Below are 22587 nucleotides of genomic sequence, written 5' to 3' on the forward strand. Positions count from 1 at the left end.
ACAACCCCGAAACATAATTCAGTGAATTTCTTCAATTTTAGCGCGTTATGACGCATTTTTCATCCCGGTTTAATCAGTAATTTTAAACAACAGGTGCAAGCTGGCCGGAATTTCAGGATCGGATTTGATAGCATTAGCAAATTTGCGCTGTACCGGGATAGCTTCATCTTTTCTGTAGGTATCGCGAACGGTCTCCGGGTTCGGCATGACCACCCCATTGGTTGGGATAATCCCGCCCAGCCCGGCAGGGAATCGGTGCGCAGTAAACACATCTTGCGCCGTAATGCTTTTGATATTACTGAATTCATCAGCCGCGCTGACATCACCAATATTGATAATTTTTATGCCATCCGGATCGCCCTTCGGAATACTGATAAACATATTACGGAAATTACCGACGCCTTTACTTTGTTCAATTTTATTTTTGATTTCCTGTTCCACTTCGTTACTGATATTTGGGTCATTGGCATACAAGATAAACCCCATATGCGCCCCGTTGTGATAATAGCGACGCCGGAAAATAGTCGCTTCACTGTTCAGTAAAACGGAATGAATACCGCCGATGTAATCCGGCAAGCCATAAATCTGTTGCTGCGGATCGTATTGTTTCAGAAAAATAATATCCTCTGGCGGGTAAACCAGCGGCGGCCCTTTTTGCAAGATCACAAATTCCTCGGTTTTGCGCCGACGCATATACAGCGACGGTAGGGGTTCAAGCCCGATCACTTCTCCCCACCCATTGCGCACTTTTAATATAGGAACGTCACCAAAGAGCAGGTAATCAAGCAGGCAGCCTTCGAGCTGTTCGGCAGATAGTCCGCCGTCAAGATAATCACAGGTTATCATATTGCGCCGGGCATAAATCACGCCGCCATGCTGCCCATTTAGATTTGGTAACTGTGACAGTGACAACCGGTCAATCGGTAATTGCCAGTAATCGTAATTGTTATCATAGTAAACATGGTTATAGTCAGTGCCGGTCGTTAAAATGGGTTCGGGTTCACCAAACGAGATGACCCCCGGACGCTGAATACTGTAGTTTTGTTCCACCTGGTTATTTTTATTTCTGCTGTTTTTTCGTTTTTTGGTCATTATGCCGCTTTCCCAAATGCCCATGTTGACGGGCGGTCATATTCATAATCAATCGGTTCATTTATCACCGCATGTGAAATGGCAAAAAATACATCCGCGTGCCCGGTCGCTTCGGAGCGTTCGGCCACAAACGTCAGCGCATTACCGGATTGTGTGACGGTCCGGCGTATTGCCATAAAACTCGGGATAATTTCAGCCCGTTCTTTGCTGATGTCGTCTACTGCGTCTTTACTCCACTCAATCCGCTTGCGTGTGATCAGGTCAATCATCTTCATGACCAGCCGGTTTTTGCTTTCGACGCTGTACAAAATAGGGGAAGCTTCACGGACAGCGAAACGCGTCACCAAATCATAGACGCCGCGCCCGATGCCGGTGACGTCTATCCCGATATACGTCATGTTGTATCGGCGCATTAATTGCTTGATTTGTTCTGCTTGCCAGTTGAAATTCAGTCCTTGCCAGTAATAAATAGCGAGTACCCGGAACCGTTCGCCGTCATACATCGGCGGTGCCACAATCACAAACGTTGAGTTATCCCCGGAACGGGACGGGTCGAACCCGCCCCACACTTCTCTGTTGCCGAAGGGCCGGGCGGCGCTGGGGTCAAAATCCTGCCAAAGTGCGGCCTCTACCGCACATTTTTGCAATTCTGAAAATTTGAATACTGCGTCTTTGCTATCGACAAACTCACACATATAGAGCATGGCAAACGCCGTCTCGCTGTATTTGTTGCGTAGCTTCTCAATACTGACCAGCGCACCCAGTCCGCCCTTGATCGCATCTTCCATCGTGAGGACATAACGCCAAACGCCATCGGGACAAAGCCGCCCCCCGTCTCGCATTTCACTGACTGTGGGAAAGCGGGCTTTCTTCCGCTTCGGGTTATCGCCGCGCCATTCCTCCCCGGTCCAAATCGGATAGGCTTGATGGGTTTTGGCACTCGGGGTGGAAAAATAGGTGGTTCTGAATTTGTCATGTGTCGCCATTGCTGACGCTACTTCATGGAACCGGGCAAATTTCGGTATCCAGAACACTTCATCACCGTACAAATGGCCGTTAAAGCCTTGCGCAGTACTGGCATTTGTCGATAGAAAGCGCAGTAAAGCGCCGTTGGATAGCTTAATCGGATTGCCCGTCAGCGTGATGCCAAAATGCCGTTGCGCAATTTCTACGATATAGAAGCGAAAGATTTCGGACTGATTGCGCGACGCAGAGAAAAAGACCTGATTATCGCCGGTCAGGATCGCATCTTCGAGAGCTTCCCAGGCGAAATAATAAGTCATACCCGCTTGCCGGCATTTCAAAATAAAGCGGAAATCCTGACATTTATTGGCCCGGCAATGCAGCTGATAATCAAACAAATGGTTTTGTGCGGCTTCTTCTATCATGTCAGCCGTGACGCTCGCCACGTCATTTTTTTTGTAGCGACGCTTGCCCGTCTGCTCGTGGCCTTCTTCATCACCGCTTAACGAAGATGAAACCGCCCGCGCCTGAATTTCAGCCATTTTCTCCGCGTGCTTATTGCGTTGTGCCATCAGTTTGACATGCTGCGCCACTAAATCGCGCAGCTCTTCAAGTTCCAGCGCGGTTTTATTGTCCCGTTTTGACAAAATATGAATACGACGGGCAAGCGCCGTTTCAACCGATTCAAGCGGCAATAGTGAAGCCCACTGATGTTTATCACACCAATGGTAGATTGTTCGCGCCGGAATATTTAATTCCCGCGCAATATCTTTTGCTGGCCAGCCTTTAATATATAAAGTCTTGGCGGCTTCTATTATTTCATCGGAATATCGGCTCATTGTTCTATTATGAAGGTTCAAATAAGCAATATTCATAATTTTAATGTTGATAAATCCGGATAACCGGTGATAACCGAATAAAACAAAATAGTGATGCGTGCACAATAAAAAAATAGCGGCAATAATCAATCAGACAAATAAAACGACTCTTTTAAAATAGAGGGATTATGGCGCAAGTAATTTCGGATTGGATTTGTATTGCGACATCCGGCCCGACAGTCGACGGTCGTATCATTGATCCGCAGTGGCTGATTGACTGTGCCGAAACGTATAATCGTGACACTTATACGGCTTTAATTTGGCCGCGTCACGAAGAAGATCCGAAAGTGCGGGATTTTACATTTAATTTGGGTGAAGTAGACACCCTGAAATATGAAGAGCACGATGGAAAAATTAAACTGTTTGCCAAAGTCATCCCGAACCAGTTTTTAATTGAAGCGAATAAGATAGGACAGAAATTATTTTCTTCTGTCGAGATTTGGCCGAATTTTGGTGATGCTGAACGCAATTATTTGGTGGGTTTGGCCGCCACAGATGTGCCCGCCAGTCTGGGTACACAAAGGTTCCTGTTTTCTATTAATGGCAAAAAACAAGACTGTATTGGCGGGAATATTGAAATCTTAGATCTGGGTGAAACCAGACCAAAAGAAGAGAAAACGGGTTTTTTCTGGCGTTTCTTTTCCGCCCTGGGCAAAGACCTACAAGACCCACAAGAAACACAACCTACAGGTGAGGATAAAGCCAAAATGGACGAATTAAAACAGTTGATTGAAACATTGATGGCCCGCATTGACGCGCTGGAAGCGAAAGCGGGCGGTGAAGCCGAAAACCCTGAGCAGGCCGCGGCGGATGTTGCGGATATCGCTGAGGAAATTTCAGATGTGGCTGGCGAAGTCGCTGATCTGGCGGATGAAGTGGCAGAAAACCCCGAAGACGAAGTGAAAGCCGCTGAATTTTCTGTTGCGAAGTCGAAATTAGATCGGGTTATTCGGCGTTATACACATCAAAAACCCGCCAAACGCGTGCGTAAATATTCACATCCGCCGCGTAAGCCCGCCGCGACGGCAAAAGATAACGAACTGACTGACATCAAAGGCCAGCTCAGTACAATTTTGCAAAAATTTAGCGTGATGGAAAATCGTCAGACACTCAAACCTCATGGTGCCCCCGGCACTGGCGATAAATTTTCTTTTCTTTGATTGGCACCGGAACCACTTACAATTTTAAGCAGGTAAAGCAATGCGATTAACACCGAAAGCGGAAGCGTTATTACGAAAATACACTGCCGGACTCGCAAAAACGTCTCATGTCGATTCAACAGCGCGGTTTTTCTCTCTGACCGAGCCGCACGAAATTCAGTTTCGGGACGCGTTACTTCAAGAATCGACATTTTTGGGTTTGATCACGGTGATGGACGTTGAGCAAATCAGTGGCTCGGTTATCGCGACGGGTAACCCCGGTTTGTTCACCGGGCGTAAAAAAGGCGGGCGTTTTATGCGCGAAATGGGCCCCACGGGAAATGACTATAAATTAGTCGAAACAGACTCCGGTTCGTTCTTGCCCTATGACACGTTAGTGACCTGGGCCAACGCCGGCAGTGAGAATGAATTTTTTGAGCGCATTCAGTCGTTCAGTACCGAATCATTTGCGCTCGATATGCTGCGAGTCGGGTTTAACGGTACGCTTATCGCGGAAGATACCGACCCGGAGAAATATCCCAGTGGCGAGGATGTGAACATCGGCTGGCATCAAATTGTGAAAGTCCGCAGCCCCGGTCAGATTGTCACCGACAAAGTGGTCCTGGATCGCGTCGGAACGGGCGCGGATTTCGTTTCAATAGATGCCGTAGCCACTGATTTGATTCATACGCTTATTCCCGAACAGTTTCGACAAGACCCGCGTTTAGTTGTACTCGTGTCAGCTGATTTAATCGGGGCGGATACGACAAGCATGATGAATCGCATTGACCGCCCGACCGAAAAAGTCGCCGCACAGTTGATTAATCGAGAAATAGCGGGGCGAAAAGCTTATTCCCCGCCGTTCATGCCCGAAGGCCGGATTATCGTCACGACACTCAAAAATTTGCATTTATACACCCAGGCACGTACCCGGCAACGCCGGTCGGATTGGATTGATGACCGCAAGCAATTTGAGAATAACTACTTGCGCATGGAAGGCTATGCCGTTGAATACGATGAATTATATGCGTCGATTGATAAAGTCACGATCGGCGACGGTCTGATTAAAGAGCCTGAGAAGTCACTCACAGAAAATGAACTGGCCGCTATCGAAAGCCAGGCAAACACGGATTTGGGCTAAATCATGGTATTAACTCCGTGCCAGCGTCACCGCCAACGCCACCGTGCACAACAAGCACTGGAAAAGTGTGAGGCGTTAGCCCCGGAGCCCGCCAGCCTGCATTTACAGATTTATGAGCTGGAAGCGGATGTATTGCGGCTAAGTGATCTGCCTAATAATGCGGCACGTGTTGAGATGAAACGTGATGAACTGTTGCCGAAATGGACGCCGACTGTCGAATGTTACATCAACAGCAGCAACGTTTACGCCAATCCGGTATTTGCGTGGTGCGTCATCTGGTTATTTGATGTCGGGAGTTATGATCAGGCGCTGGATTGGGTTGATATCGCGATTTCGCAAGGGCAAAAAACCCCGGGCAACATTCGGCGTGAATTTGCGGCGTTCGCTGCGGATACCGTGCTGGACTGGGCGCGCACTCAGTCCGAGCAGGGTCACAGCATAGAGCCGTATTTTAGCCGGACCTTCAACAATGTCAGGGAAAAATGGCGCTTACACGAAGAAATTAACGCCAAATGGTTCAAATTCGCCGGGTTGATGCTGCTTCGTGATAAGAATTGCCAGGGTGTGTCTGGCGTCACGGCAGTTGATGATGTGGCGACACTGGAAAAAGCCGAGGCTTTATTGGCTCAAGCCGCCGCCTTTGATCGGAAAATCGGGGTGAATACCCAGCGCCAGAAAATTGCGGCCCGCATTCGCGCATTAACCTCACAATCATAAGAACACCGCAGGCCAAGCGGGCGCGGTGGAGGGGGACAGCCTTGGCTTTCTCGCCGTGGAAACCGTTAGCCCGCTTTTTTACCAAGGATAAATAATCATGACGGCACCGAGTCTGGGATTTAGTGGCAAACCGATTGACTATCAGCATACCCCGATCATCAATGGCGTGGATTTTTGGCCTGATCTGGATTTAGCGGAGTTCCAGCGGGCGCGCACTATTCCGCCCGAGCTCCCGGCTGATACCGCGGGTCAGGCTATTCTCGCCGCCATAGCTGAAATCAACGACAGCTTGACCGAGGTTGTAGAATACTGGTGCTCACGCGGGGTAAGCCGGGCGTGTGATGTTCCCGGGGCAAAAATGGGTGATGAAAATCAACTGACCGCACAATACAGAAAAGCCGTTTACGCCCGCGCAAAAGCCGATCTGATGGGCGAGTTTGCCATTATCGGCCGGCGCGAAACGCACCCGGGGCAGGAATCAACCGATTCGCGCGGGAATTTGTTGGCTGAAACCGCCTCCGTGCTGCGCAACATGCAGAAGTTACCGCGGGTGGGAGTGTACTTGTTATGAGCCAGATTGAAAGCTTGACTGAGTTTTTAATTGAACACATGCCGCCCCGGGCAATGCAGCAATTCAGTAGTGCGGTGGACAATGCGTCACTGATCCCCGCAGCAAAAAATCTCGGACTGGATCAGCGCCGCTTAGGGATTTTTCGCTATACCGCGGTGTTGAATTGGGGGGATTTCCCGTACCGGATTTGCCCGCCTGCGCGGCTTTATGCGCTGGTGCTGATATGGATTGAGCAGTTCAGCAATGAATTGTATGAAGAGCTGGATGTGGCGGCCCCGACTGTTGATATCGAATTTGATGAAGAATTCACATCACCCCTTGAGATCACTCTGGAGCTGGCCGACAGCGTTGATATTTGCCTTAGTGAAGATGGTGACATTCTGATTGATGAAAAGCGCTATTCACTGGCAAATCCCGCGTTGTGGACAGCAACCCGGGGCTGGTTATATGCCACTGACCAGAACGGCGCTCCGTTGGATAAAAAATCATGAAAATAACCGGCGGTCTGGATAAAAAGCAGCACAAACAGTTACGCGAAGCACTGAGCAAACGGGATTTACAGCCGAAGCAGCGCCAGCGCTTGCTCTGGCGTATTGCCAAACTCGGCATTATTAAAGCCGCGGTTCGCCATCAGCGTAATCAAGCCGATCCGAATGGCAATCCGTGGCCGAAGCGTAAGCGCGGCAAAAAAAAGATGTTGCGCCAGTTACCAAAACTGATGCATGTCAAAGAATTGCCTGAACATCAGGCCGTCAGAATTTATTTTAAGGGCGGACATTACAAAAACGGCAATAAAGCGGTGGCTGCCGGGTTAATTGGTGCGGTTCAGCAATACGGCGCGTCATTTACGATGAATGCCAGCCAGGCACCTCGCCCGGATCAACGCGGGCTGACCGCGTTGCCCCGACAGGCGAAAAAGTTACGCAAATTGGGCTACAAACGCTGGAACGGTAAGCGATATGTGCCGGTGCCGAGCAAAATCATTATAGACACGATGAGCCGGGCGCAAGCCGGTTTGCTTATCCGCAAGCTGAGTCAGAAGCCGGCCAAAACCCGTTGGCAAATTGACATCCCGGCCCGGGTATTTCTGGGTGTCAGTGATGATGAACTGAATCAAATTCTGGCGCGTCAACTCCAGGCCATCGGGTTTGGCTGGGATGTGAAAGCGCAAGATATCAAAGGGAAACAATAAAATGACTTGGCCGACCGTCACGATTAATCAGTTAAATCAGCAGCAGGGGCATATTAATGAGATTGAGCGAACATTGCTCTTTATCGGGTATGCAACAACCGATCTCAACGAGTCCAGCGAGCTCATTACACTTAATTCGCAATCTGATATCAGCGGATTATTGAGTCATGCGAGTCCGGCGTTACGGGCGAATGTGCTTGCGGCCCAGCGCAATGCCGGCCAGAACTGGCAGGCTTATGCGGTATTAATGTCACCCGACAGCGATCTTAAAAATTGGGTGCCCGAAGTCTTAGCGGTACAAGACGTGATTTCAGTCGAGGGCTGTGTTGTTGTCGCTGATATCAATAACCTCAGCACCGGACGCGATCTGATTAACGCTTTTTCAACATTACGCAATGAGCTGATTGGCAAGTTAGGGCGTTGGATGTGGTTTATTTTGACCGTCTGTGCGGCGGCTAAAATGCCCCCGTCCACCGAAGGGAAAGATCCAGGCTTAACCTGGGCGCAATACCTGACTTTTTTAGCCAATCTGGAAAACGGCATGGCGGCCCCAGGTGTACAGTTAGTGCCGTCGCTGTGGGGCAATGAAGCCGGCGCACTGGGCGGGCGTTTGTGCCACCGGGCTGTGACGATTGCTGACAGCCCGGCCCGTGTAAAGACCGGCGCGCTAATTGGCCTGGGGGCTGACAGCGCGGATTTACCGGCTGACGCAGTAAGCACAGAACTGACGCTGGCGACACTCAGAGCCATGCATGACCTGCGCTATTCGGTCCCGATGTGGTATTCCGATTATGAAGGCTATTACTGGTCAGACGGTTTAACACTGGATGCCAAAGGCGGTGATTTTCAGGCCATTGAATACTTGCGCATTGTCGATAAAGCTGCGCGCCGTATTCGTCTCCGCGCGATTGCAAAAATCGCTGATCGCTCAATGAACAGTACGCCGGCCAGTATCGCGGCGCACAAGACCTATTTTGCTGCAACATTGCGTGAAATGTCCCGCAGTACTCAGATCAATGGTGTGACGTTCCCTGGCGAGATTGAGCCACCGAAGGATGATGCGGTGTCTATCGTCTGGACAAATAAAGAAGAAGTGGCCGTATATTTGGTTATCACACCTTATGGCAGCCCTAAATCGATCAGTGTAGGCATTATGTTAGATGCCACTTTGGAGGGGTAAAACATGTCACAACGCATTAGCGGCCAAAGCTTTGATATTACACTCGGTGCCGAAACAATCCATGTCAAAACTATTTCGCTCGATATCACCGATAACACCGCCACAACCCAGACGCGCGGTATTCCGGATGGCTGGGTAGCCGGTGACGTTAGCGCCGAGGGTGAGATTGAGCTTGATCCGCGTAACTTTAAAAAAATTACGGCGTCAGCACGGTCGGCAGGCAGTTACCGGGCCATTCCGACTACTGACATTCTGTTTTATGCCAATACCGGCAGTGAAGAACTGAAAGTGGAAGTTTTTGGTGTGAAGTTAGTTGTCACAACGCCCGTATCATTCGACGTGAAAGGCGGCGATACCGCATCACAGAAAGTGAAGTATCTGGTCACCAGTCCGGATTTTGTCCGCATCGACGGGGTACCGGTGTTGTCAACACAGGATGTGCGCGATCTCATTGGATAATTGGATAGGAAGGTGTGATGCAGGAGCATGAAAAGACCTTATTAAGTTTGTTGCTGATGGGCGCAATCATCACGCTCGGTAAAATGTTGACCAGTACTGAGCCCATTACCCTGCGGCTTTTTGTTGGCCGGATTGTGTTGGGTTCGGCGGTCTCTGTCGCCGCAGGTTCAATACTGATCTGGATACCGGGTTTATCCCCGCTTGCCGTCATCGGCTTGGGGGCGGCACTGGGGATTGCCGGTCATCAGGGGGTTGAATTGTGGTTGCGAAGACGTGGCAGCGACTTATTGACAGGAAAAGTCAAAAATGACACTCAGTGAAAAACAACAGTTGTTCACCCAACTGATAGCCCAACTGATTACCTGGGCAGGTGACAAGGGTTACCGGCTGACGTTTGGTGAAGCCTATCGCACACCGGCGCAGGCTGCTATCAATGCACAGACGGGCGCAGGCATTGCTAACAGTCTTCATACTCAACGCCTGGCGGTTGACTTGAATTTATTTATTAATGGGGTTTATCAGACACAAACAGCGGATTATCTGCCCCTCGGTGAATACTGGGAGTCCCTCGGCGGAACGTGGGGCGGGCGTTTCAAATCGCGCCCGGATGGGAATCATTTCAGCCTTGAACATCAAGGGGTTCGCTGATGTTGCGCCGGACTGCCCCCGCTTTTTTGTTGACGTTATGTGGTTTTTGGCTGGGCTGGCGGGCGCATAGCGGACATCAGGCGGAAATTGAGCGGGCAATACAGCAAAACACGGAAAAGACCCGGCAGCATATGGAAAACATTGCGCGTCAGTCGGCGCGGCAACTCGAAAATAAGCTGGAGACACTTCGGGCCAATGAAGTACATACCGAAACCGTTATTCAAAAAGAAGTGGTTAAGCCTGTTTTTAGCCATGTTTGCGCTACTGATGAGTATGTCCGGCTGTTCAATCAAGCGACAACAGAGACAGAGCGTGCCCTATCAGGAAAATTTGAAAACGCGCTGCCCGGTAAACCTGCCGCGCCTTGACGGGGTCACCGGGGCGGATTTTGATAAGACGTTGCGGCGGTATCGCACAGGGTATGCAGCATGTGCCGCACGGCATAATCAGTTAGTCACAGAAATAGAAAAGAGAGAGGACTGGAACGATGAAAACAATTTCACTGACCGTAAGCGGTACTGATGTGCAGTTTGCACCCACCCTTGTGGCTTATAACAAATGCCTGAATGAATCCGCCTCCGGGCAAGACGTGATCGGCGCGATTAATACCTACTTAAAACGGATTGTGGTACCAGACCACCGGGAAGCCTTAAACGGCTTACTGCAATTGCCGGGTGTCGCCGCACAAATTGCACAAAAAGTGAATGAACTGTACGCCCCGGTCGTTGAGATCGAAGTAAAGGAATAGACGCCCTCGCCGCGGTTATCCGTGCTAATCCACTGGAACAGTATCTGACCTTACGGCGGCATTTTCTGCCGCACGGCACAGACGATAAAGAGGATTTGGCGCGGGCTATCTGGTTGGCCGAATATTTTTATCAACGTGAAGTGAATAGCGCGGCAGAGGGCATTGCGCTGGCGTTTAACGGGAAATAGCCGAGTGATTACATGAAAGAACTGTCATTTTTGTTGAGCTTGAAAAATAACTTAAGCGCGCCGCTTGGGCGGGCTCAACAATCCGTTGAACAGTTTGCGAAAAAATCGCAGGAATCCTTTCAGAAAATTGCGGTCGGGGCAGCAGGGCTGTGGGGGGTTTCGGAAGGAATGAAAGCCTTGCTGTCTCCCGCTCAACAGGTGCGCAGTGCGTTAGATGAGCTGTCTACGCGCAATGTCAGCACGCAAAGCTTGGATAAAGTCTATCGCGCCTCACTGGCATTCAGTACCGCTTACGGCAAATCTGCTGCCGAGTTTGTTGCCTCGGCGACGGTTATTAAGGGCACTATCGCCGGATTGACTGATGTTGAATTGCCGCGATACACCACAGCGATTAACACACTGGCCGTGGCAACGAAAACCAGCGCTGACGAAGCCGCAACCTATATGACCTCACTGGTGAAACGCTTTGATTCAACCGTCAGGCAAATCGGGCAGGTGCCTTTTGCTGAGATGATGGCCTCAAAAACCGCTTACATGACCCGGAATTTCGGCTCGGGCATGTCGGATATACAGGCTATGCTGGAGTCTGCACCGACACCCGGCAAATTGAACATTGGCATGGATGAGCAATTTGCCGCACTCGGTGCGATCAGCCAAAAACATGGCGCTGATGCCGGCAACTATTACGACGCGTTTTTACAAAATGCCGTGCGCGGTGGCCGTCAGTTGGGTGTGACGCTAACTGATGCCAAAGGGGTGTTGCTCGCTTTTCCGGACATTCTGCAAAAACTGCAAACCAAATTCGGCAATACCATTGACGGTAATGTTAAAGCGCAAAAGGCATTAAATGCCGCGTTCGGCGACGGCGCTAAAGCGCTAACCGCGTCATGGGGCCAGGCAGATAAGTTGCGTAAACATATTAATGAATTAGGCAACACTCACGGTCTGGATCGTTCCACGGAAATGGCGCAGAAAATGGCGGATATTTGGGAACGGCTCGGTGCCGTATGGGAACGCATCCGGGTTTCACTCGGAATGCAGTTAATCCCGGCTATTTCGCCGTTGGTTGAGATAGCTATTGCTGCCGGTACTCAGTTTGCAAAATGGCTGGATATGTTTCCGAATATCACACGCTGGCTCGGCTACATTTCGACCTTCACATTGGGGGTTGCCGCGGCGGGGGCCATCTTGAATATCACGTTGGGGATGATGCGTTTTATTCTTGTTGGCTTGAGGGCGGGCTTTAAGGCATTAATCTGGTTGCTGAATATCAATGCACGCGTTTTGAAAATCGTAACGTTTTTTACCAAAGCGTATCGTATCACGCTGCTCGCTACCGCCGTGGCATTGAGATTTTTCCGCGGTGCCGTGCTGGCGGCATCCATCGCGATTGCCAATTTTAACCTGAAAGCCAAGCTGATGGCGGCATGGACGGCCATCTGCCGTGTCGGGATCGTGGCCTGGAATCTGGTATTAGGTGTCGGTGCAATCGCAATGCGCGCGTATGGACTGGCAACGATGTTCGCCGGCGTTGCCATGCAAATCTTATTAAGCCCTGTCACCTTAATTATCATTGCGCTGGCCGCTCTCGCGCTCGGCGTTTGGTATGTCATCAAAAACTGGGATGAGCTAAAAGCCGCGCTCATGGAATACGCTGCATTTCGCTGGATCATCAAAATCGCCGGGCAGGTTGCTGACACTTACGCCTGGGCGTGGGACACACTGAAAGCGGGCTGGCAATCCGTCGTGGATTTCTTTTCCGGGTTATCTCCAGTCGAATCATTTTTGGGTTTTGTGGACGATATTGGCAGCGTGTTTGCCGGGTTATGGGATTGGCTGAAAAAGTCATTCACAGACTCATACAACTGGATTATCTCAAAACTGAATACTATTCCCGGCGTGGATATTGAGTTAAAAACCGCCCCGATCCCGGATGATAAATCAGCGTTACCGGTGCCGGCAGGAATGTCAGTGCCCGCGCTTCCGCCTGGGGGCATTAACAGGCAGATTTTACACAATCAGCAAAACATGAATAACAATCGCAAAACCGAAGTGCGTGAAGTCAATATTTATCCGCCGAATGGCGCGTCATTTAGCAGCATCATGGAATCACAGGAACTGGCCGCAGGATGAATAAGCAACACCAATATATTGATTTATTGATAACTCACGGCAATTTTACGCTGAATTCCGGTAACGAGCCCGTGACTTGTGATAACCGGGTGAGCATTTCACAAGATGTTGTGCATCGGATCATGGAGTCCGGCATCGTGAAAGAGTTGATAGCAGAACGCAGCGTGGTATTGCGCAGCGATATTTTATTGAGAATGGAATTGCTGACGGAAGAAGACACGAGACTGGTACCCGGTACCGTCATCATCACTGATCAGGGCCGCGGCCATTTTATGATTGAAGCAGAGACTTACGACTTTGGCCGTATTTCAGGAAACTATTGACATGATGCAAAAACCCGATATCGATTACGAATCTATTTTAGCGCAGCAGGGTATGCCGACGACCCAAGACGAAATTCTGGCTGAATTTGATGCTGAAGTGAAAAAGTCGGGACTCATCACTAACACATCACCGATGTCGCCATTTTGGCGGTTGATTAGCTCGATTGTTGTTCAGCCAGTGATATGGCTAAAGGGCGCGCTCATTAATGTCGTGATGAAAAATATGTATCTGGCCACCGCCACGGGAACGTTTATCGATCTGTTTGCCCGTGCGGTTAATTTGGAACGAAAAGGCGCACAGCCCGCAGCGGGTGTTATCCGCTTTACAAAAAGTGACCCAACACAAGACATTACCGTTCCGGCAAAAACAATTATCGAAACAGAGCGTATCAATAATACGGTTTACCGACTGTTGACAAATGATGCGGTTGTTATCGCGCCCGGTTTATCCAGCGCACTTGTTGTTGTCACAGCAGAAAATCCCGGTAAGGGTTACAACTTGGCACCGGGTTATTACCGAATATTACCCGGCGCGATTGCCGGTATTGATTCCGCCGTTAATGAAGAAAACTGGCTAACGACACCGGGGGCGGATACGGAAACTGACGATGAATTACGCGACCGAACGCGCAATCAGTTTAATTTACCCAGTCAGTATCATATTGATGCGGTGTACCGCAGCATGATAGCCGGCATTGCCGAATTAACCACAGATCGTATTTTCTTTTTGCATGATGCGCCCCGTGGGCCCGGTACTGCCAATGTTTATCTGTTGCTGGAGTCCGGTGTTGCCAGCCAGCCATTTATTGATGTAGTCAACGATTATGTCATGTCAAAAGGTCACCACGGCCACGGCGATGATGTGCTGTGTTTGCCAATGCCGGAAACTCAATATGATCTGATAATCACTGTTCGTTTTTCTGCCGATCAGCATTTGAACCCGGAGCACCGGACGTTATTGCTCAAAAATATAGAAAATCTGATCCGGTGTGCTTTTCGTGAAAATGGGGATTATGACGTACAAAAAACCTGGCCGAACAGCGTATTTTCTATGTCAAGACTGGCGGAAGAACTGCATAACCATTTTTCAGAAATTGAGTCAGTCAAGTTATCGCTGGACGATATTGAGAGTGCGTTGTCGGTGCCGAGACTGAAAACATTAGTGGTGAATGAACACAGCCATGAATAAATTACCGAAATTTCAGTTACCTGTATGGATGGATAAAGGCGAACCTCTGGCGCTACAAAATGCCTGCGCCACATTCTGGCAAAAAGTGTTGAGCTGGTTGATGTGGCCGTCGCATCAGTCTGACCCCATGACTTGCGCAGAATCGTTACTGCCGATCCTGGCTTATCAGCGTGATATCACGCGTTTCAGAGATGAACCGCTCTCGTTGTTCCGGGCGCGGGTGAAATACGCGTTTATTAATGCCCAGGATGCCGGTAGCGTCGCCGGCTTCATTCGAATATTTGAGCGATTAGGGATCGGTTATATCGAAATCCTGGAGCGTCAACCCGATATTGACTGGGATGTAATTATTTTACGGGTGACCGATAGCCAGATATCCGGCTATCCCGATTTGTTAATGAATATTGTTTCGCAATATGGCCGCACATGCCGCCGATATCGCTTTGAAGTTCTGACCAGCAAATCATTGCTGATGCGTGTCGGTCATGTCACCGCTGACTATCACATTTTCTGTGCACAATTACAGGGAGAAAATTAAATGTCTCAGTCAATCATTACGCTGGCGTTTGAGAAATGGAAAGCGCAAGAGGTGAAAGAGGGGAGGATTATCGCGCTTGATGAATTTGTGCTCGCCAATATTCCGGGCCTTGACATTACCGCGCCGATTTATCGGAAAGAGGGTTTACCGCCTGACAGTCAGATCGTGTGCCGGCAGGCAGTGAATAAAGTTGGCGCGGTGAATGATAACACCGTCGCTTATTCCGTCACCCTCGGTGCTGATACCGGCGATTTTGATTTTAATTGGATAGGGCTGATCAATAAAGCGAGCGGCACCGTGGCTATGATTGCGCATACCCCACCACAGCGCAAAATCAGAACCGCCCGCGGCGAACAGGGGAACGTATTAACCCGTTCATTTTTACTGGAATTTGTCGGCGCGGCAAAAGAAACGGCTATCAACACCCCGGCCGAGATGTGGCAGATTGATTTTACCGCCCGGTTGGGTGGTATCGATGAAATGCAGCGGTTAATCACTTGTGACTTCGCCGGGCAGGTTGCTTTCTTTGGTGACGCTTTTTTAGTTGCCAAACTCGGCGATCAGTTTTTTGTAAAATATGGCACAGGGTACATCAAAGGATTGCGTGCGACATTGCAGGGCAATCAAAACATCAGTGTACCCGCGGAAGCGGTTAACGTATTTGTTGATGTCAGCTACATGGGCGACTTAACCAGTCGCTGGCAAACAGCAGTCAAGCTCACTGTGGCGGAAAGTTTATTTGATTACACGGATGATGCGGGCTTTGCGCATTATGTGTTTGCGGTTGCCCGCATTGACGCCCGCGGAAACATTACCGACTTACGTCCAAAAGGCTCACTGCATGATCAAATCAGTGATGCGATTAAAAAGCATGAACAATCCCGCCGACATCCCGATGCTACATTGACCGAGCCAGGTTTTGTTCAGCTTACCGATATGACCGGCAGTAGCAATACTCTGGTTGCAACTCAAAAATTAGTTACAGATATAAATAATAATGCCAACAGCAAATTAGCAAAAAACCAAAACGGCGCTGACATTCCTGATAAGAATGCCTTTGTGAGCAATCTCGGTTTAGCGGAAACCGTCAGATTAGCTAAAGGCGCTTTTCCCGGCTTGAGATCCGTTGATCAGATCCCCGTGTTGGGATATAACGGCCCGTTTCGTGGTGGCGCATCAACTAATTATGCCCGTGGTGTCAGCATTGGTGATAGCGACTATGGTCAGATTTGGGTTAACTCATCCGGGCGGTTATTTGCACAATTTTCTAATAATAATGGTGCAAAACCGGGGGGGGAATGTGTTTATACGAACGATATTGCGGAAACCGTGAATTTGGCGAAAAATGCTTACCCAAAATCCGGTGGAGTTGTAAACGGGAATGTGGATGCAACCGGATATGTAAAATCCGGCGACGGCAAAGATGTTGTATCTAGTCAAGACATGTGGGCGAAAAGATACATTTATGAAAGTGGGCAGCGTGTTTACAGTCCAAATAATAAACCTACTGCTGAGGATGTGGGGGCTTTGCCGATTTCGAGTGCTTTAAGTGCGCGAGTTGGAAACTTAATAGTCAATAATGCATCGAATTTTCCAACAATTGAATTTGAAGCGAAAAATAAAAAAATAATAGGTGTAGAAGGTACAGCATCTGATTACTTGACAATATACGCTAATGATGCCGCTGGCAAACGCAGATATGAATTATTGACTCCGCAAAAGCACGGCACGTTAGCAACACTTGATGATATCAGTGCTGCAAGTAACATCCCAGTTGGCTCACCCATCCCGTGGCCGTTACCGAATGCGCCTGCTGGTTATTTTACATGCAATGGACAGTCATTTAATAAATCCATATACCCACAATTAGCAGCAGCATACCCATCAGGAACGCTACCTGATTTAAGAGGTGAGTTTATTCGTGGTTGGGATGATGGGCGTGGTGTGGATACGGGGCGTGGGATTTTGTCATGGCAGCCCGCGACCGGTAATACCGACACCGACGTTAAGATTGGAACAAGTAACCCCAGCTACCGGCGTGCACAATACGGAATTAAAGAGACTCACCCCCGCAACATCGCTTTTAACTACATAGTGAGAGCAGCATAATGATAATACAAAAATATTCTTTAGAACCAGAAGCCGCAATATTGGGAAAAGATGGATTGGCAGAAAATGCAGGCTGGTTGACAATCTACCATGCAGCACCCGTTTCAAGAGAATTTCTTGGTGCCACCCCGGAATATTTGATGGAAGGGGTAGGGCTTCCAGCCAGCGCCTATCCCGATGCGCCACAGCTCCCTAAATCTCATGATGAGGCTATTTGTCGTAGTGAGGATGGTCAGCACTGGCAAATCGTTCCAGACTATCGCGGAAAAACTGCTTACAACATACAAACTAGAGCAAGGCAGGAAATCACTGAACTGGGCGATCTCCCAGAAACCTTGACCTTCAAACCACCCGCCACAAATTATGACCGATGGGACGGCACAAAGTGGGTGACTGACGAAGCCGCAATAAAAGCCAGCGAGGTTGAACAAGCAGAACAACTGCAAAATACCCTGCGCAAACAAGCTAATGAAACCATCACCTTACTTCAATATGCTGTTGATGCTGAATTAGCTTCGGAAGAAGAAAAAACGTTGTTGCTTGAATGGAAAAAGTATGTGGTATTGCTGGGTCGGATTGACGTTTCACAGGCCCCCGACATTGAATGGCCGACGATACCTTGATACCTATGTGGCAGCGTAAACGATTATCTATTCCAGCGGGGTTGAAACCGGTGACGTGCTCTACTGTCGCCGTCCATCCGTGGAGTTATGGTGCCGGCAAAACGCAAAGTTCGGGTCATTATCTGAGTCCTGACAACGCCGTTAATTATTTAGCGGATAAACTGGTGTCCGCGGGTGCGGATAATAACGTTACTGTCTTGATGATAACGGCGGCCAGCCTAGGCGAATTTGTGAAAAATCTGGCCGGTGTCGGGGCAATATTTCCGTTGCCGGAGCTTAAGCAACTCGAACGCAAAGCCCGCAATGCCGCCAATCTGGCTATCAGCAAAATGCAAATTCCGGCATTACAAAACAGCCTGCCGGCCCCGATGCCATTATCGTTGTCAACCGTGCGGGCCGCCACCGCCGCACAACAATTGCAGGAAACTATCAGTCAGACGACGGGCGGACATTCATCAGAGACAATGAGTCAAATGTTGTCACAATTTGCAGCCCAGCGTGCCGGCATTCTAAAGAATGCGAGTGAAACCCTGACGCGATTACAATCAGGAAGCTTTCCCATCTGGGCGCTATCGACTGATAACGTGCCCGCCGCAGTGACAAACATGAAAAAAGGTATCCCGGCAGGTGATGCCATTTTTACATTGGCCATGCTGTTCGTCGGTGAGGATTTGGCACAATTACGCGCTATGGTGGTGAATGATGACAAGTGAACAAATCATTGTGTTAGCACTAAACGGTGAAGCGATTTTGATGAAAAACATTATCGTCACCCCGTCCATGCAAATTCAGGATAAAGACCAGTCCGGCCAGGCAAGCAGCACGGCAACAGCCGAGCAGGGCATCAAAAGTAAAGAGCTGCGCGTGTCCGGGCTTATTCCGTTCACCGACAAAACTCAACTGACCCGCTTATTTGCCATCGCTGAAGCCAGAGAGGCAAATGGCAACATGAAGCGCTATCGGGTTGCCCATGAAGTTGCTCAAGCCATTAAATTCAGGGAGGCCACCTTTTCAGGTAATATTGATGCTGCACAACAGACCGATAAAATGGCCTGGCTGGTCAATTTTACGTTAAAAGAATATAACAGCGTTGCGGAGCGCCGTGCCGCCCGCAGCGCAGCGGTTTCAGCAAATGTTCAGGGTGCCGCGGGTAAGAACGCGGATGCGGACGGGCAAGGACAATTATCCTGGTTTGAAAATGTCTTGAAAAAAATAGATACCGCTATTGGTCCGACTGAGGCTAAATCATGAAATCCGTGGTCATGCTGCACTTAGGGAATGATGAGATCGCGGCCAACAATTTGCATATGGCTCTTGAAATTAACACTTGCGGCCGGGGTTTTGTGACTGCGTTAACGGAAAAAGATTATACCGGCCAACTTGTCAGGCTTGATCTCGGCTACAACACTGCTGTTTACCGCTGGTTTACCGGATTTGTTGAACGCAGCGCCCCGGCTGAAAATGGTTCACAGCGCCTGTTTGTCAGAGAGCTGACCGGCGTTTTTGAACGAAACTGGCCGTGTTCACTGCAACATCCCACCCTGCGCACGGTAATTGATGAGCTGGGTCGCAACACAAATATGCGGTTTATTCTGCCGGTTGGCACAGATTACACCGATTCCCCGATCCCGTATTTTCAGCACGCCGGTAGCGGGTACCCGTTGTTAACCAATTTAGGCCGCGCGTTTAATATCCCGGATTTTGTCTGGTTTCAATTTCCGGACGGTACCGTGTTTGTTGGTAGTTACGCTGATTCACGTTATGCTCGTACACCCATTGATATTCCTAATGAATTTTCAAGCGGCAGCGAAGCGGGAACTACCCAAACTTTTCCGCTTATCCCGGCCATCCGGCCAGGTATGCAAGTCAACGGACGCCGCATTAGCAAGATATTGATCACGGATGATGAAATGTCACTAACGTGGACACCGGTCAATAAAATGGGTAAACCGGCTCAGAAATCCCCGGAGCGGCGGCAGATAGATAAATTGTACCCTGAGCTCTCATCGGGTTTGCATTTGCCGCGCCTTGCCCGGGTTATCAGTCCGTCTGATACGGCAGCACTCGGAGATGAAGCCGATCCTTTCCGACCCCGCTATGCTGTTAACGTTCAGTTACTTGATGAGAACGGCAACCCGGCAAGCGACATCCCGGAATATAAAGCGGTCCCTTTGCCGGTCCCTCTGGCGGGCGCGGAAGGGGGGTTATTTCAATATCCCGCCGCAGGCACCCTGGTTGAGATTGGTTTTGCAGATGGCCGGCCCGACAAGCCGATGATCAGGCAGACATTGCCCGCGGGGCAGGCGCTGCCCGCCATCAAACCCGGTGAACAATTGCAACAACAGCGTGCCGGCGTTAGTCAGCGCGTAACCACAGAAGGCTCCTGGCAACGGCAAACTGATCAAGAAATTCAGGAAACCAGCGCACGCCGGATTATCACCAGCGACGAAGAAAGCCGCACGACAACTCAGCGAACGGCAACCATTCAGGGCAATGATTCAACCACAGTTATCGGCACAGCAACACTGATGGCCGGTGCTGTTATTCATATTTCGACCGGGGATTACTCGCAAGCAACATCCGCTAACATGTTGATTAAGTGCAAAAATAGCACAAAAGAAGTGGAGCAGAATCAAAAAAAACAAATTGGCCGGGATGACGAAAAAACGGTGGGGGGTGCCCTGACAGAGAAGATAGCGGGCATCCGCCGTAGTGTGGCCGCAACACATGAGTTGATTGGTTCGTCTGTTCGTCTCGGGAGTGACAGCCTCAATGTGTTAACGTTGCTGACCGATATTCTTGATGTGGTTGACGAGCTGGCAAAAGCCTCGGCCAGTCACACCCACAGCAATACTGGTGCCCCCACGAATGCCGGCAGTATGACGGCAATCGCGGGGAAAACCCGTGCCCTCGCCAAGAAATACGGCAATTTTATTGGCTGACGAAAACACCTAGCACCAAACCACCTCTAATCCATCCTCAGCACATCTGCGCCCCAAATGGGGCGCTTTTTGTCTTTATTCACATCATTTCAATATCGTTAATCTGGTGCGACGTAAAACGACAGACGGAAACGCCCGCGCCACGAAAACGGCGCTACACCGCTCCCGCCTGCCCGATTGGGATCTAAAAAATTTTGCAATAAATTTTGTGCGCAATCCTGGCGGCAGGCTGCGCTGGCACTGGGTGAAGCTCAAGGGCCTGTTTTGCACTCAGTGCAACACATTGCAATATTTTGCAATACTACTGAGTCAGAAGCGGAATAACTCATTGTTTAACCTCATGTTTTAAAAGGATCTTTTTGACTTTCTGTCAGTTTAGTGCAAGACAACAACGGAAAGTAAAAGGAAAGTAGGCGATAAAGAAAATAAAGATAATACAAAGAGTTAATAACAACGGAGGCGATAAAAAGTCTTGCAAAACTTGGCACAGAAAGATCAAACAAGGATCAGAAAGAACGGACAACGAAAGTCGCGAAATTGACATGACGGAAAGAGTTTTCGTGAGCTTTTGTAGGGCCTTAAAAATTTCAGGGCTTTCACATGAATAAGATAAATTCCCCTACTGATTACCATTTATTTTTAATAAAAGTAATAGTGTATATATAACCAGTGCCGCCAAGCCGCCGCCATTTTGCCGCCATTTTCTAAATTTTCATACAACCGCAGAAAACAAAAAAGCCACCTTGCGGTGGCCTTTTCTTTTCCCTAACTCACTGTTTTACAGCAAGTTTTTATTTGGTGCCCAGAGCGGGACTTGAACCCGCACAGCCTTACAGCCGAGGGATTTTAAATCCCTTGTGTCTACCGATTTCACCACCTGGGCTGAATTTGGAGGCGCGTCCCGGAGTCGAACCGAGGTTAACGGATTTGCAATCCGCTGCATGGCCACTCTGCCAACGCGCCTTATTTATCAGCGATTAAGTTACCAATCATTTATCCTAACTAGTAACTTGGAGCGGGAAACGAGACTCGAACTCGCGACCCCAACCTTGGCAAGGTTGTGCTCTACCAACTGAGCTATTCCCGCATCGCTTCGAACTGACTGATTTACTTATTTGTTTTCGTAAATCGTACATGCCGTTCGATGCGTTGCATTCTACTTATTTCACGTATTGAGTCAACACAATTATTGTTAGGAGGTGTTTGTTCGATGATTTTTACGTCACTTAGATCAAGCTTCACGCAAATCAGACCACGCCGCGTTGACATATTGAAACATTGACCAAAATGTCATCACTGTAGCAACATAAAGTAATATGAATCCACCCAGTTCAAATTCAAAATTAGGGCGCCATAATAAGGCAATTAATGCCGCCATCTGTGCTGTCGTTTTTACCTTACCCATCCAGGAAACGGCAACGTTACTGCGCTTTCCTAATTCAGCCATCCATTCCCTGAGAGAAGAGATGATAATTTCACGTGCTATCATGGTTGCAGCCGGGAGTGTTATCCACCATGTATGATAATGCTCGGAAACCAATACTAATGCGGCAGCAACCATGATTTTGTCAGCGACAGGATCAAGAAATGCGCCAAAGCGAGTAGTCTGCTTCCAAAGGCGGGCAAGAAAACCGTCAAACCAGTCTGTCGCCGCAGCGACAACAAAAATTATGGCACAGACCATCGGTGCCCATTTGAATGGCAAATAAAATGCCAGAACAAAAAATGGGATCAGGGCGATACGGAATAGGGTGAGCCATGTTGGTATATTTAATTGCATAGTGCTTCTTAACTATCTGGCTATAGTGGAATTT

The 22587-nt window shown here is 49.2% G+C and carries 25 protein-coding genes and 3 tRNA genes; 22 read left to right on the plus strand and 6 right to left on the minus strand.

Features of this window, described 5'->3' with window-relative positions; genetic code table 11:
- Window positions 1-69 precede the first annotated feature (69 nt).
- Both C5471_RS05395 and C5471_RS05400 read right to left on the minus strand, forming a co-directional pair.
- Window positions 70-1092: a phage portal protein gene (locus tag C5471_RS05395; RefSeq protein ID WP_133815742.1), complete on the minus strand. Its 1023-nt coding sequence runs from the start codon at window positions 1090-1092 to the stop codon at window positions 70-72.
- On the minus strand, window positions 1092-2894 hold the full coding sequence (locus C5471_RS05400) for a terminase large subunit domain-containing protein (protein WP_133815741.1): 1803 nt from the start codon (window positions 2892-2894) through the stop codon (window positions 1092-1094). Before C5471_RS05400 ends, C5471_RS05395 begins: the two co-directional genes overlap by 1 nt.
- A 167-nt stretch (window positions 2895-3061) precedes the next feature.
- On the opposite strand from C5471_RS05400, the gene C5471_RS05405 reads away from it, so the two are divergent.
- The 22 genes from C5471_RS05405 to C5471_RS05510 all read left to right on the plus strand — a co-directional run bounded on the left by C5471_RS05405 (window position 3062) and on the right by C5471_RS05510 (window position 20773).
- Window positions 3062-4093: a GPO family capsid scaffolding protein gene (locus C5471_RS05405; RefSeq protein ID WP_133815740.1), complete on the plus strand. Its 1032-nt coding sequence runs from the start codon at window positions 3062-3064 to the stop codon at window positions 4091-4093.
- A gap of 40 nt (window positions 4094-4133) precedes the next feature.
- A complete protein-coding gene (locus tag C5471_RS05410; protein WP_133815739.1) occupies window positions 4134-5213 on the plus strand; it encodes a phage major capsid protein, P2 family in 1080 nt (359 codons plus the stop codon).
- A gap of 3 nt (window positions 5214-5216) precedes the next feature.
- Window positions 5217-5930 carry a phage terminase small subunit gene (gene gpM, locus C5471_RS05415; protein ID WP_133815738.1) on the plus strand — a complete coding sequence of 238 codons (714 nt, stop codon included), beginning with the start codon at window positions 5217-5219 and terminating at the stop codon, window positions 5928-5930.
- Window positions 5931-6027: 97 nt separating this feature from the next.
- Window positions 6028-6501: a head completion/stabilization protein gene (locus C5471_RS05420; RefSeq protein WP_133815737.1), complete on the plus strand. Its 474-nt coding sequence runs from the start codon at window positions 6028-6030 to the stop codon at window positions 6499-6501.
- Window positions 6498-6992, plus strand: coding sequence for a phage tail protein (locus C5471_RS05425; protein WP_133815736.1), 495 nt, complete (start codon window positions 6498-6500; stop codon window positions 6990-6992). Before C5471_RS05420 ends, C5471_RS05425 begins: the two co-directional genes overlap by 4 nt.
- Entirely contained in the window at window positions 6989-7693 is a 705-nt protein-coding gene (locus C5471_RS05430; protein WP_133815735.1) for a hypothetical protein, read from the plus strand. Before C5471_RS05425 ends, C5471_RS05430 begins: the two co-directional genes overlap by 4 nt.
- 1 nt (window position 7694) lies before the next feature.
- Window positions 7695-8873 carry a DUF2586 domain-containing protein gene (locus C5471_RS05435; protein WP_133815734.1) on the plus strand — a complete coding sequence of 393 codons (1179 nt, stop codon included), beginning with the start codon at window positions 7695-7697 and terminating at the stop codon, window positions 8871-8873.
- 3 nt (window positions 8874-8876) lie between these two features.
- Window positions 8877-9332, plus strand: a complete 456-nt coding sequence (locus tag C5471_RS05440; protein WP_133815733.1) for a phage protein — start codon at window positions 8877-8879, stop codon at window positions 9330-9332.
- 17 nt (window positions 9333-9349) lie between these two features.
- Window positions 9350-9652 carry a phage holin family protein gene (locus tag C5471_RS05445; RefSeq protein WP_133815732.1) on the plus strand — a complete coding sequence of 101 codons (303 nt, stop codon included), beginning with the start codon at window positions 9350-9352 and terminating at the stop codon, window positions 9650-9652.
- Complete coding sequence (locus C5471_RS05450) at window positions 9639-9980, plus strand: M15 family metallopeptidase (RefSeq protein ID WP_133815731.1); 342 nt, start codon at window positions 9639-9641, stop codon at window positions 9978-9980. The genes C5471_RS05445 and C5471_RS05450 overlap by 14 nt, the downstream gene beginning before the upstream one ends.
- Window positions 9980-10348 (plus strand): hypothetical protein, encoded by a 369-nt coding sequence (locus C5471_RS05455; protein WP_207627217.1) that lies wholly within the window; start codon window positions 9980-9982, stop codon window positions 10346-10348. Before C5471_RS05450 ends, C5471_RS05455 begins: the two co-directional genes overlap by 1 nt.
- A gap of 119 nt (window positions 10349-10467) precedes the next feature.
- A complete protein-coding gene (locus tag C5471_RS05460; protein ID WP_133815729.1) occupies window positions 10468-10728 on the plus strand; it encodes a putative phage tail assembly chaperone in 261 nt (86 codons plus the stop codon).
- A gap of 44 nt (window positions 10729-10772) precedes the next feature.
- Window positions 10773-10916, plus strand: coding sequence for a DUF6890 family protein (locus C5471_RS25240; RefSeq protein WP_422630905.1), 144 nt, complete (start codon window positions 10773-10775; stop codon window positions 10914-10916).
- A gap of 12 nt (window positions 10917-10928) precedes the next feature.
- Complete coding sequence (locus C5471_RS05465; protein WP_133815728.1) at window positions 10929-13049, plus strand: phage tail tape measure protein; 2121 nt, start codon at window positions 10929-10931, stop codon at window positions 13047-13049.
- A complete protein-coding gene (locus tag C5471_RS05470) occupies window positions 13046-13372 on the plus strand; it encodes a DUF2590 family protein (protein ID WP_133815727.1) in 327 nt (108 codons plus the stop codon). Before C5471_RS05465 ends, C5471_RS05470 begins: the two co-directional genes overlap by 4 nt.
- A gap of 1 nt (window position 13373) precedes the next feature.
- Complete coding sequence (locus C5471_RS05475; RefSeq protein WP_133815726.1) at window positions 13374-14561, plus strand: baseplate J/gp47 family protein; 1188 nt, start codon at window positions 13374-13376, stop codon at window positions 14559-14561.
- Window positions 14542-15099 carry a phage tail protein gene (locus C5471_RS05480; protein ID WP_133815725.1) on the plus strand — a complete coding sequence of 186 codons (558 nt, stop codon included), beginning with the start codon at window positions 14542-14544 and terminating at the stop codon, window positions 15097-15099. Before C5471_RS05475 ends, C5471_RS05480 begins: the two co-directional genes overlap by 20 nt.
- Window positions 15100-17208 (plus strand): phage tail-collar fiber domain-containing protein, encoded by a 2109-nt coding sequence (locus tag C5471_RS24220; RefSeq protein ID WP_242688585.1) that lies wholly within the window; start codon window positions 15100-15102, stop codon window positions 17206-17208.
- A complete protein-coding gene (locus C5471_RS05495) occupies window positions 17208-17831 on the plus strand; it encodes a tail fiber assembly protein (RefSeq protein ID WP_133815724.1) in 624 nt (207 codons plus the stop codon). Before C5471_RS24220 ends, C5471_RS05495 begins: the two co-directional genes overlap by 1 nt.
- Window positions 17813-18544, plus strand: coding sequence for a hypothetical protein (locus C5471_RS05500; RefSeq protein ID WP_242688586.1), 732 nt, complete (start codon window positions 17813-17815; stop codon window positions 18542-18544). The genes C5471_RS05495 and C5471_RS05500 overlap by 19 nt, the downstream gene beginning before the upstream one ends.
- Window positions 18534-19082, plus strand: coding sequence for a baseplate complex protein (locus C5471_RS05505; protein WP_133815723.1), 549 nt, complete (start codon window positions 18534-18536; stop codon window positions 19080-19082). The genes C5471_RS05500 and C5471_RS05505 overlap by 11 nt, the downstream gene beginning before the upstream one ends.
- Window positions 19079-20773 (plus strand): type VI secretion system Vgr family protein, encoded by a 1695-nt coding sequence (locus C5471_RS05510; protein ID WP_133815722.1) that lies wholly within the window; start codon window positions 19079-19081, stop codon window positions 20771-20773. Before C5471_RS05505 ends, C5471_RS05510 begins: the two co-directional genes overlap by 4 nt.
- Before the next feature lie 796 nt (window positions 20774-21569).
- Here C5471_RS05510 and C5471_RS05515 read toward each other — a convergent pair.
- The 4 genes from C5471_RS05515 to pgsA form a co-directional block, all read right to left on the minus strand.
- A tRNA-Leu gene (locus tag C5471_RS05515) sits at window positions 21570-21656 on the minus strand.
- Window positions 21657-21662: 6 nt separating this feature from the next.
- Window positions 21663-21736: transfer RNA gene (locus tag C5471_RS05520), tRNA-Cys, on the minus strand.
- Between the two features lie 48 nt (window positions 21737-21784).
- Window positions 21785-21860: transfer RNA gene (locus C5471_RS05525), tRNA-Gly, on the minus strand.
- Between the two features lie 144 nt (window positions 21861-22004).
- Window positions 22005-22553 carry a CDP-diacylglycerol--glycerol-3-phosphate 3-phosphatidyltransferase gene (pgsA, locus tag C5471_RS05530; RefSeq protein ID WP_133815721.1) on the minus strand — a complete coding sequence of 183 codons (549 nt, stop codon included), beginning with the start codon at window positions 22551-22553 and terminating at the stop codon, window positions 22005-22007.
- Window positions 22554-22587 lie beyond the last annotated feature (34 nt).

Origin of the sequence: Photorhabdus tasmaniensis, assembly GCF_011189505.1 — a bacterium.
Lineage (GTDB): Bacteria > Pseudomonadota > Gammaproteobacteria > Enterobacterales > Enterobacteriaceae > Photorhabdus > Photorhabdus tasmaniensis.